Annotated in this window: 10 protein-coding genes and 1 CRISPR repeat array; of the genes, 4 read left to right on the forward strand and 6 right to left on the reverse strand. The window is 44.8% G+C overall.

The window, feature by feature from the left end; translation table 11 throughout:
* Positions 1-17 precede the first annotated feature (17 nt).
* The 6 genes from DXB18_RS03785 to DXB18_RS03815 all read right to left on the reverse strand — a co-directional run bounded on the left by DXB18_RS03785 (position 18) and on the right by DXB18_RS03815 (position 9,125).
* Entirely contained in the window at positions 18-332 is a 315-nt protein-coding gene (locus DXB18_RS03785; RefSeq protein WP_118540408.1) for an HIRAN domain-containing protein, read from the reverse strand.
* A 158-nt stretch (positions 333-490) separates the two neighbouring features.
* Positions 491-3,953: a CRISPR direct-repeat array (repeat unit 32 nt; unit sequence ATTTCAATCCACGCTTCCGCGAGGGAAGCGAC).
* 266 nt (positions 3,954-4,219) lie between these two features.
* Positions 4,220-4,891 carry a hypothetical protein gene (locus tag DXB18_RS03790; RefSeq protein WP_118706052.1) on the reverse strand — a complete coding sequence of 224 codons (672 nt, stop codon included), beginning with the start codon at positions 4,889-4,891 and terminating at the stop codon, positions 4,220-4,222.
* A 1-nt stretch (position 4,892) separates the two neighbouring features.
* Positions 4,893-5,294, reverse strand: coding sequence for an ATPase (locus DXB18_RS03795; RefSeq protein ID WP_118706054.1), 402 nt, complete (start codon positions 5,292-5,294; stop codon positions 4,893-4,895).
* Positions 5,284-5,736, reverse strand: coding sequence for a DUF4869 domain-containing protein (locus tag DXB18_RS03800; protein WP_118706056.1), 453 nt, complete (start codon positions 5,734-5,736; stop codon positions 5,284-5,286). Before DXB18_RS03800 ends, DXB18_RS03795 begins: the two co-directional genes overlap by 11 nt.
* 1,069 nt (positions 5,737-6,805) lie before the next feature.
* Positions 6,806-8,278 carry a glycoside hydrolase family 3 N-terminal domain-containing protein gene (locus tag DXB18_RS03810; protein ID WP_243103134.1) on the reverse strand — a complete coding sequence of 491 codons (1,473 nt, stop codon included), beginning with the start codon at positions 8,276-8,278 and terminating at the stop codon, positions 6,806-6,808.
* 46 nt (positions 8,279-8,324) lie between these two features.
* Positions 8,325-9,125, reverse strand: coding sequence for a helix-turn-helix transcriptional regulator (locus DXB18_RS03815; RefSeq protein WP_117558679.1), 801 nt, complete (start codon positions 9,123-9,125; stop codon positions 8,325-8,327).
* Between the two features lie 331 nt (positions 9,126-9,456).
* Here DXB18_RS03815 and DXB18_RS03820 point away from each other — a divergent pair, with 331 nt between their 5' ends.
* The 4 genes from DXB18_RS03820 to DXB18_RS03840 all read left to right on the forward strand — a co-directional run bounded on the left by DXB18_RS03820 (position 9,457) and on the right by DXB18_RS03840 (position 11,766).
* On the forward strand, positions 9,457-9,870 hold the full coding sequence (locus DXB18_RS03820) for a cysteine-rich VLP domain-containing protein (RefSeq protein WP_118540404.1): 414 nt from the start codon (positions 9,457-9,459) through the stop codon (positions 9,868-9,870).
* A 111-nt stretch (positions 9,871-9,981) separates the two neighbouring features.
* On the forward strand, positions 9,982-10,377 hold the full coding sequence (locus tag DXB18_RS03825; RefSeq protein WP_117558680.1) for a replication initiator protein A: 396 nt from the start codon (positions 9,982-9,984) through the stop codon (positions 10,375-10,377).
* Positions 10,378-10,562: 185 nt separating this feature from the next.
* Positions 10,563-11,504 (forward strand): MobV family relaxase, encoded by a 942-nt coding sequence (gene mobV / locus DXB18_RS03835; RefSeq protein ID WP_118706060.1) that lies wholly within the window; start codon positions 10,563-10,565, stop codon positions 11,502-11,504.
* A 70-nt stretch (positions 11,505-11,574) separates the two neighbouring features.
* Positions 11,575-11,766, forward strand: coding sequence for a hypothetical protein (locus DXB18_RS03840; RefSeq protein WP_002566025.1), 192 nt, complete (start codon positions 11,575-11,577; stop codon positions 11,764-11,766).
* Positions 11,767-11,778: the final 12 nt, after the last annotated feature.

Genomic DNA, 11,778 nt, shown 5'->3' on the forward strand with positions numbered 1-11,778 from the left:
CGAAACAAACACCTTCTCTATTCTTCACTTTTTATTCCTGTATCTGTGATCTTACATAACACACCCTGATCCAAAACAAATAAAATCTTTCCCTTTGCCGTATCTCCAATCTTATCATACAATCTTCCGGCACTCATGGATTCCCCCTTTACGGTATAAGGACTATTCGCCACATAACCACATTTTCCGAGACCTTTTACCATCACCTGAATGGCTTCTTTGTCAAATTCATTGTCCGGTTCTTTTACGAGTTGGACTTTCATGCCCTTCTCCATAAAATCCGTACCGTAATAATGTTTACAGCCAGAAATTGTAAAATATAATTCTGCCATATACACCCTCCTCATATAATGTTCTTGTTGTGTTACATTATAATTGTATAGGTGTACTATAAAAATGCCAGGTATTTAAGATACTGGATATTTCTGGAATTTGTGCTTACGTGAGGAAAGCGAGCCTCATACTTATGACAGCTCCGGTATTCTAGCTTATTTCAATCCACGCTTCCGCGAGGGAAGCGACAGAATGCCCTGGAAAACATCGTTCGGAATATTGCATTTCAATCCACGCTTCCGCGAGGGAAGCGACTTTGTGTACCCCGCACCTGTTGAGTTGTACGGAGATTTCAATCCACGCTTCCGCGAGGGAAGCGACTAAAGACCGCGCCGGACCCACAGAGGGCAGCAGAGATTTCAATCCACGCTTCCGCGAGGGAAGCGACGCAGGTAAAGGTGATGAACCGGGTGTACAGAATATTTCAATCCACGCTTCCGCGAGGGAAGCGACTTTATCCGGGTCTACAGTGAGTGTGTAATTATAATTTCAATCCACGCTTCCGCGAGGGAAGCGACAATGACTCTCCCAGAAGCGCAGCTGATACGATACTGATTTCAATCCACGCTTCCGCGAGGGAAGCGACAAAACGGAACCGGAATGGACTTGTCACTCAGACGATTTCAATCCACGCTTCCGCGAGGGAAGCGACGTTGCTATTAACCCATCAGGAAGTTTTAAAGTAATTTCAATCCACGCTTCCGCGAGGGAAGCGACAACTGGGCGACGTTCTACGCAAAGGACTTCCCAATTTCAATCCACGCTTCCGCGAGGGAAGCGACCAAGAGGGCTTCGCCAGCTGACTTCCTCTGAAAAATTTCAATCCACGCTTCCGCGAGGGAAGCGACCAACACACGCTTTTTCAATCACGATCTTGCAGTCATTTCAATCCACGCTTCCGCGAGGGAAGCGACCCGCTCTGCTTCGAAATCTAAAATCTTGAATCATATTTCAATCCACGCTTCCGCGAGGGAAGCGACGACAAGGGCGTGAACCTTTCCAGAGATACCGTTAAATTTCAATCCACGCTTCCGCGAGGGAAGCGACGGTATCTGCGGAGTTCTTATGGATAACGGGGATTAATTTCAATCCACGCTTCCGCGAGGGAAGCGACTTGCCGTGCTTGCTATTGGCAGCAGCAGGAAACCATTTCAATCCACGCTTCCGCGAGGGAAGCGACAGCGGCCACATCTGAACTCTTTTTGGTATGCTTTTATTTCAATCCACGCTTCCGCGAGGGAAGCGACGTGTATTCTATGGTGTCATTCGTCCGCTTCCGATTTCAATCCACGCTTCCGCGAGGGAAGCGACATGTGTCGCGAACGTGTGCCGAAGCAAGTGCGGATTTCAATCCACGCTTCCGCGAGGGAAGCGACGATGGTAATCGAGGTTTATAACCACATTATGGAGATTTCAATCCACGCTTCCGCGAGGGAAGCGACCTTTCCATACGACGCATGGCTTCGATCACCCTGATTTCAATCCACGCTTCCGCGAGGGAAGCGACGGCGAGCTTGGCAATCATGCCGGAGGCTGAGAAATTTCAATCCACGCTTCCGCGAGGGAAGCGACTGAGCCAGTCAAGGTACGGGTAGTATTTCCTTGCGATTTCAATCCACGCTTCCGCGAGGGAAGCGACCGAGCTTGCAAAAATCAGCGTGGAGATCACGCTGATTTCAATCCACGCTTCCGCGAGGGAAGCGACAATGCCACAATCCTTTTTCGTGACCGGCTTTCAGATTTCAATCCACGCTTCCGCGAGGGAAGCGACAGAAGATGATGTTGGAGCGGAGGATACCTGGAAATTTCAATCCACGCTTCCGCGAGGGAAGCGACAAAATATACTGGTGGGCTATCTGTACGACCAGATAATTTCAATCCACGCTTCCGCGAGGGAAGCGACTTCGGCTCATGCGGGAATCATACGGGCAGTGCATATTTCAATCCACGCTTCCGCGAGGGAAGCGACTCAGACCCGTTCGATCCGCCATTTCCTGGAGGAATTTCAATCCACGCTTCCGCGAGGGAAGCGACTTCACTGGATCCGGATAACAAACAGATCTATGGGAATTTCAATCCACGCTTCCGCGAGGGAAGCGACAAATATGGAATTAGAGCGGTTCGCCCGCTTGCTAATTTCAATCCACGCTTCCGCGAGGGAAGCGACTTCATCTTTATTGATATAGCAAGTATTTCCAAACTATTTCAATCCACGCTTCCGCGAGGGAAGCGACCTTATGAAGATACAGGAATGTGTGCAAAGTATGATTTCAATCCACGCTTCCGCGAGGGAAGCGACCTGATGCACCGATATATGGCAAGGGCATCAAATTATTTCAATCCACGCTTCCGCGAGGGAAGCGACCATATCACCAAGGTCAAGGTTAATGACAACCATTATTTCAATCCACGCTTCCGCGAGGGAAGCGACGTCACCCACGCCTGAATTTGCTATTGCATCATTATTTCAATCCACGCTTCCGCGAGGGAAGCGACGCAGGAGCGTGGCGGATGGAAAACCGATGCAGTAATATTTCAATCCACGCTTCCGCGAGGGAAGCGACGCAGGCACAATACTATCTGGACGGCGCTGTCATATTTCAATCCACGCTTCCGCGAGGGAAGCGACGGCAGAGATGCGGGAGGTGTTGCTGAAAATATCAATTTCAATCCACGCTTCCGCGAGGGAAGCGACAATATCACTGTCAGCATCATATTCAGTGTTGGAAATTTCAATCCACGCTTCCGCGAGGGAAGCGACTGATATGCACCATACCTATTTGACACATCAGCAATTTCAATCCACGCTTCCGCGAGGGAAGCGACAATGAGTCCTCCGGCATCCAGACGGCTACAGGCGTGATTTCAATCCACGCTTCCGCGAGGGAAGCGACACACCTTGCTTTTATTCGTGGACGGCATAGACTGATTTCAATCCACGCTTCCGCGAGGGAAGCGACGTTCATTGGTTTTTTCCCCGGCCACGGTCACGCCGATTTCAATCCACGCTTCCGCGAGGGAAGCGACAAATACATTCTCGGCATACTTGCGGCACTGATATGATTTCAATCCACGCTTCCGCGAGGGAAGCGACAAATACGGGCAAAAAGCGGGGTGTTATATCAATATTTCAATCCACGCTTCCGCGAGGGAAGCGACCGCAGGGGCGAGTACAAGATTGTAAATACCACAATTTCAATCCACGCTTCCGCGAGGGAAGCGACGTTACAAAGATAAGGGTAAACGATACAGTAACCGATTTCAATCCACGCTTCCGCGAGGGAAGCGACGCAAAATGCCGAGAACTAAAACACCATGAGGGCATTTCAATCCACGCTTCCGCGAGGGAAGCGACGCCATACTACCTCCGCTCCTGTAAACAAAAATCCATTTCAATCCACGCTTCCGCGAGGGAAGCGACAAGGAGGACGATAACGATGCTGAAACCGTATAAGATTTCAATCCACGCTTCCGCGAGGGAAGCGACCCGATTGCTCTTACAACCGGATTCGCAGATGCAAATTTCAATCCACGCTTCCGCGAGGGAAGCGACACAATTCCGTTCGGGATAGATCTGTGCATCTGCTTATTTCAATCCACGCTTCCGCGAGGGAAGCGACAGCAAATGTGTACAATTTTCTCGTGCATATCTGCAAAAATCATAGCACGACTTACAAACTAATAATAATATTTCTTTTTCATATCGTCAAGCAAATAAAATATTCTTATTGGAAGACGTGCGAATCCACACGTATTTTTATGTGTACTTGCGACTCGCACCTCATATTCAATGACATGCATACATGCTTTCCACAATTGCCTAAGATTTGATAATGAAAACTTATTTTATTATGAAGTAATCATTAATCAATACTCCACTCCGAAATCATATCGTTTTCAAAATCTGCTGTACAACTTCTGACAGAATTAATGCTGTCACTTTTTTGTTTCCAGATTCAAGTTCCGGTTTCCCGCATCTAAAGTGGTCTTTATGATCTGATACGCAGCAGTTCTTATACCAACACTCTCCCATCAGAGTTCCTTTTATAGACCACTTTTCATTTTCAGTCAACTCACCTGCCAATGATTTCATGACACGCTCTGTGGAAAACCGTTTAAAACCAGACAAATATTGTATTGTTTTTTCACCTTTAATTTTCGATAAATTAATTCTATGATTTTCCATTGCTGAAAGAATCTCGTCCCGCGCATTAATTTTATCTTTCTTTCCTGTACCTGTCCATGAAATTAGTTTATCAAATGCCAAAATTAAATATTCAAAACAAATCATATCCAAGATAACAATATGACCGTTCGACTGATTAGCCAATTGCTTTAAAATACGATACTTATTCCTTATATCCTGGTTATCTAATACATAATCAAATGCAATATAATAGATGTCATCCGAAACAGGTTGTAACTGATAGATTGCATCCAATATACCTTGATTACTCTCTTTGCTTTCAACGACAAATTCACCATCAAAGAAATGTTGATTCACCAATTGCCAGAAATGAAAACCTGCACCGGTATCTTCTGTCCACAAATACTTCATATCACACTTCCTCTTCCAGTGTTATCTTATTATCCTTCAATTTTAGCACTTTGAAACTTTTATCTGAAACATTTAAACCATCACAATTTCTCAAAAAGAGCATATATTGATTTGAAAATTCGAAATTAATAAATTTTCGTATATCATCAGTGATCAAAATGTCGGCATTATCAATCACAACAAAACTATTTCTGCACTTTTTAAGATCTTCCAGAATATTTTCCGATTTATAATTAAATAGCTTAATAGCATGATACTCATCTGTCAGTTTCAAATCTTCAAGGATCTCATAGAGAACTGTTTTTCCTGTTCCACTGTCTCCTCCGACAAGAGTAATTCGGTCATCGAAAGACAAATTATAGAAAAAAGGGGCTGCCTGAAAAGCAATGTTTTTATAAATCATCTTCCTCTCTCCTTTCGTACTCTCTGCTCCACCAGGCTTGATACCCTGCATTGCCTGTCACTATATCTTTATTGTTAAAACACAGTTTAGCCTTGTCTGGAATTTCAACATAACTTGGTCGTGACATACAAATTTTTATATTGTCCATCTGAAATATCAATTTAAGAACATTAGGTCCACATTCCTCAACACATACTATTTTATCTGGATGTTTTACAATATTTAATAAAGTCTTGCAGCCGGAAGATAAATTTCTGATGGTTCCCAGTCCATATTTTGTTTCTATATGCTTATCTGTTGTTAAAACTGCATCATCAACCTGATAAATAAGCTTCTTATCCTGTTCCGTCATTTCTTCATTACTGGTATTTAAATTAAAATAAAGATCATTTTTTAGAATCCAATTGGGAGACGATTTCTTTTCTGTATAAATATCAATCATATCAATTCACCTGTTCTTTCTTATTCGTAACATCTCTCTAATTTGAGGTTTGCTAAATTACTGATTTTTTCTTTTATACCTTACACCGATTCTCTATACAGCCGTAACCTACAACCACTTTTCTAGCTTCTGTATTACATGAAATATTCACATTGCTGATAATAAACCTCTGCTTCTTTTTTTTCATGAAAGACACTAATATATCTGTTTTCTGTTCTTTTCTGTATTGTTTCAAGCCGTCAATATATAAATTTCGGTTATCACCCAATATGATAATTTCAATCCACACTTCCGCGAAGGAAGTGACTCCACATATGCACAATTATTCGCCCATCATAACATTTATAACGAACCTCACAAAATAATCTTATTATTTTTCCACAGTGCTGTCAACCTTATAAAAACACTGCAATTTTTCAGTGCGAATCCAACTCTGATCTTATGTGTGCTTCCAATTCGCACTAGACACTTTCATTGATTTTCTTAACAATATGATAATTCTTTATAACCTGAATTTTCTCTCTCAAGCATTCTGAATAGATAATCAACTCTTCTGTTTTCACGTTTTCTTTGAGCTTTTGCTTCATGTCTTTCGTACTTTTTACTGGAAAACTTTGTTATCTTTTCGCCGCGTTCAAGAGCCGCTTTGTATTTATCGTGTTCATTAGGTCAGTTTACAAGGAACTACACGCAGACCACGAAACGGGGGCTGCTGACAACAAATAAAGGCTGAGTATCAAGCACCGGGAAAGTGCGAGATATTCAGCCTGTTTTGTTGTCCGGGGTTTCCAAAGGGGCTTGCCCCTTGGCACACGACTTTGCTTGCAAAGTGTAGTGTGTTATACGCTCTGTCGGCGTTGCTGCGAAAATAAGGTTGCCGCCGGGGAGGGCAAAGGCGTTTGAAGCAGCAGGAAAACAGGGTTGTGATTGCGTGACGTGGAGCCGCAAGCGCAGGACTGGTTTCATCAGCAGACGGGGCGTATATGAAAGTCCCCGTTCCTCGTTCTACACCGAACTTGTGGACACACTCCGTAAAAACTGAAATTTTAGACTATTTGTAAATAAACTTTTATATTATCCCAAGTGAAATTTTTAATTCTAATATGCGTAAAACAGATTCATCGATTCGTTCCTCTGTAATTTCTCCCTGTTTGACTGCTTCAAGTATGGCTGGAATTTGCACCTCAAAATCTGTGCAGCATAACATATCATTTCCTGCCTTCACAGCTTGAACTGCAATTTTTGTGTCTTCTGCAAAATTGCGCACACCATCCATAGCTAAGTCATCTGTAATAATAACTCCAGTAAATTTTAATTCTTCCCGCAGGATTTTGTGTACCTGTGAAGACAGCGAAGCAGGGGTTTGACTATCCATGCAGGATACCACATTATGAGAAACTAATACCATATTGGCTCCAGAATCAATTCCTGCTTGAAACGGCAAGAAATCTGAGTTCAAAAATGTTTCATAGGTGCGATTATCATAAGCAATACCTGTATGTGTATCCACATTATTTCCGTACCCGGGGAAATGCTTTAGGACGCTCCCCATACCTTCTTGAAACATGGTTTGCACAACTAAGTGGACATAAGCGGCAGTTTGCTCTGCGTTCTGTCCAAAACTCCGGTCATAAATAAAATCCTCTGGATTTTGCGAAACATCGCAGATTGGGGCAAAGTTCAAATTAATCCCCAAACTATTCAATAATTCACATTTTTCTTGTGTGTCACTTTGAATCAAATCAAAGCCACCTTCAGCATAGAGTTCTTGAGGGGACCAGAAAGGCACAGCTCGCAAATTAGGGTTTGTGCTAACACGGTTGACAGTGCCTCCTTCTTCATCTACTCCGATAAACATGGGGATTTTTGCTGCACCTTGGTAACTTTGAATATTCTGGATAATTTCATCTCTTGTTTTTCCAGAAAAGTCTCGGCTAAAAAGAATATAACCTCCAAGATTATACTCCTTTACCTTCTGTACGCTATTTATTTCGGGACAGCGTGCAATAAACATCTGTCCAACTTTTTCTTCCAGCGTCATTGCATTTAGAATTTCTTGTGCTTTCTGTGTCACGGAAGCAGAAGGGGGACTTGGCTCTGTTTCACCAGTTGTTGGTTCAGGATTTTCGGTATTCAAACTGGAATCCGTAACCGTAATGGAAAGTAATTCAACCTCTTGTACAGATGCATTCAAATCCAATTTGCCATGATATGAAACTGTCACTGGATTCCCAATCACTATTCCTGTCTCACCAGTTGAAATATTTACACCTTCTGTTCCAAAATAATATTCACGATTATCCTCACCTTGAACAGTTAGAGTATTCATTGTTGCATCTTTTACAGTTCCTCGAAGCTCTTGTGCAGGTTCAGTTGTACTTGAATTTCCAATAATTTCTATTGTTGCCTCAGACGAGTTTTCCAACAAAATATTATTTACTTTATGCAAACTGGCTATCGCAATGCCTGCACATACAAGAAGCAAGATAATCACACTAAAAATAAGCACTTTATTCCTTTTTTCTTTTTTTACCCGTCTCATGTAATCCTCCTGATTGTTTTATAAAACTACATATATTTTTCTGCAATTATTTTCCTACCTGCTCCATCATCCTCTTTGCCAACTGCCGGAACTGTTCCGCCGTTTCCTCGTCCATCGGAAGAAACTTCCCAATCTGTCCGGCAATCATAGCAGTTACATCGTCCATAGAAAGCAGCTCCTGCTGGTGGTCTTTCATGGTTTCCTGCATGGTTTGGAACATAGCGGCGGTCACAGCTTCTCCTGGCTGTTCTCTGTTGTCCATATCTTTCTTAATATCTCGCAGGATAGCAAGAAATACATTCTTGATTTTTTCAATTTCCGCTTCATGTTCTCCCATCTTCTGTGCGTTCAGAAGTTGCAAATCCTGTTTTGCTTCTGCCCGATGTTCCGGGTGTTCTTTCATCAGATCGGACAAGGAAGCCGTTGCCAGTTCAATCAGCTGATTTCGTGCCATGATACCCTTTGCCGCTGTGTCTTGAAAATAAATCCGTATCAAATCCATCAGTTTCGGGAAGTTCCTGTGTTCCAACAGACGGTTAAGGATTTGCACATCGACTGTACCTGCCACAAGCCCTCTCACAGCTCCCTCGGACAATCCTAATTCAGAAATATCATAACTTTTACGGACACTCAAGGTGGACAAGCCTAATATGTAGTCCGTTGATACCTTAAATTCCTTTGCCACGCCTATGAGAATATCGCTGCTGACCGTCTTTGTTTCCCCACTGACAATGCGGCTCAACTGGGAAGCAGATACGCCTATCTTCTCCGCAAGTTGCTTTTGAGAAATATGATTGCCGTTGCACAAATCAGAAATCCTTTGTCCGGGTGTTCCGGGTAAAGCCATACACAGCACCTCCTTTTCCTATTTCCCATTATACAAGAAAATTGCAGAACTGCAATTTTGAAATTGAATATTGCCCTAAAATGCAATTCTCGCAAGATTCCGGGAATTGCATTTTTTTCGTGTAGACTTAGGGTAGTTCATCGATGAACTGCACCTTGAAAAATGAATGACCATCCGAAAAGGAATACCCCAGCAGGGGAAGCACCGCAACGAGCCACTTCGGGACAAAATGTCCCGAAGTCCGGGGAGCGTGCCAACGCTGGAACACGCCGCAGGAATGGGGCAGGAAGCCTTTTCGGGGAGAACGGCAAAGGAAAAATGGAGGGAACACATGAGAGAGAACCCATATAAACAACTGCCGCCCATAGAGCGCAAGCCGGACGGCTCCCTTTACCGCATGACACCGACACAGAGGAAACAGGCAAACGCCCTGATCCGCCGGGAGTGCTGTTGTTATGAGGACGGGAACTGTATGTTCCTTGACGATGGAGACATCCACGCCTGCCCCCAGACCATTTCTTTCTCGGTCTGCTGCAAGTGGTTCCGCTGGTCGGTCTTGCCGCAAATCGGAACGCTGGAAGCGGAGGTTTTCCAGGATAAGGAGCTAAAACGCTGTGCGGTCTGCGGCAGAGTGTTCGTCCCAAAGTCCAACCGGGCGAAATACTGTCCCGACTGCGCCGCCAGAGTTCACAGGCGGCAGAAAACAGAAAGTGAACGGAAAAGGAGGTCTTGTGTGGACAGTTAGGGGCTGAAAAGTCCTTGATTTACAAGGCTTTACAAGCACAGAACAGGGGTAGGCAATAGAAACTACCGTCTGCCCCCGGAAACAGGCTTCTAACCGTCCACAAAACACGATATGACAAACACCATTTATATCCATCAACCGGAAAAGGTGGTCAGCTTTATCCGGCTTCCCAATTTCCTCTTTGAAGCCCCCACATTCACACCCCTGTCCAACGAAGCAAAGGTACTGTACGCCTTTATCCTGCGCCGGACAGACCTGTCCCGGAAAAACGGCTGGGCGGACGAATATGGGCGCATTTACCTCTACTATCCCATCAATGAGGTAGTGGAACTGCTCCACTGCGGGCGGCAGAAGGCGGTCAACACCCTGCGGGAGCTGCAATATGCCGGACTGGTGGAGATCCAGAAGCAGGGCTGTGGAAAACCCAACCGCATTTACCCCAAATCCTATGAAGCGGTTCCAAACACCGACTTCAAGAAATCCGGTTATGGTACGCCGGAGGACTGAAAACCGCACTCCACAAGTACGATAATCAATCCTCTTGAAGTACGAAAACCGGACGGTATATAGAAATACAGAGATTAAAACGATTTTATTTATATCTTATCCATTCCTATCCTATCTGAGATATTTTCTGCGGGATTTTCCTGTGGAAAAGTCCCGGAAAAGAACGGAATGTGGAAAGGAGTTTCATGGCACAACACGCAATCTTGCGATTTGAAAAACACAAAGGCAATCCGGCAAGACCGCTGGAAGCCCATCACGAACGGCAAAAGGAACAGTACGCCAGCAATCCCGACATTGACACAAGCCGGAGTAAATACAACTTCCATATCGTCAAGCCGGAGAGCCGCTATTACCATTTCATTCAGAGCCGCATTGAACAAGCCGGATGCCGCACCCGCAAGGATAGCACACGCTTTGTCGATACGCTGATAACCGCCAGCCCGGAGTTTTTCAAGAAAAAATCCCCAAAGGAGATACAGGCGTTTTTCCAGAGGGTGGCTGATTTCTTAATCGGGCGGGTAGGGAAAGAAAATATCGTGTCGGCGGTGGTACACATGGACGAGAAAACGCCCCACCTGCATTTGGTCTTTGTCCCGCTGACAGAGGACAACCGCCTGTGTGCAAAGGAGATTATTGGGAATAGAGCCAACCTCACAAAATGGCAGGACGATTTTCACGCCTATATGGTGGAGAAATATCCCGACTTGGAGCGTGGGGAAAGTGCCAGCAAGACAGGCAGGAAGCATATCCCCACCCGTTTGTTTAAGCAGGCGGTCAATCTCTCCAAACAGGCAAGAGCCATTGAAGCCACGCTGGACGGTATTACCCCGTTCAATGCCGGAAAGAAGAAAGAGGAAGCCCTCTCCCTGCTGAAAAAGTGGTTTCCGCAGATGGAGAACTTCTCCGGACAGCTCAAAAAATACAAGGTCACGATAAACGACCTTTTGGCAGAAAATGAACAGTTGGAAGCCAGAGCCAAAGCCAGCGAAAAAGGCAAGATGAAAGATACGATGGAACGGGCAAAGCTGGAAAGCGAGCTGAAAGACATTCAGCGGCTGGTAGACCGTATCCCGCCGGAGGTGCTGGCAGAACTGAAACGGCAGCAGCGGCACACAAGGGAACGGTGATCGATGACAGAAAACATTTCACGCCGCGGTATGACGGCACTGCACTTTGAAAATTAAATACGGAGGTACTATGGAGCATATCAGATACAAGAAAGAAACCGAAGTCGTGACTTTTCAGGGAAAGGAAATCACGCTGGAAAATCTCTCCCCGGTGTTCACGCCGGAGCAGGAAGCGGCAAAACGCCGGGAGCTGGAACAGCAGCTTTATGAGGTGTTCCGCAAGTATGCCGACAAACGGCAGAGTGAGGAAGCCGGGGCATAAGGTTTTCCGAAG

The organism is Clostridium sp. OM02-18AC, assembly GCF_003481825.1.
In the GTDB taxonomy this organism is placed as follows: domain Bacteria; phylum Bacillota; class Clostridia; order Lachnospirales; family Lachnospiraceae; genus Brotaphodocola.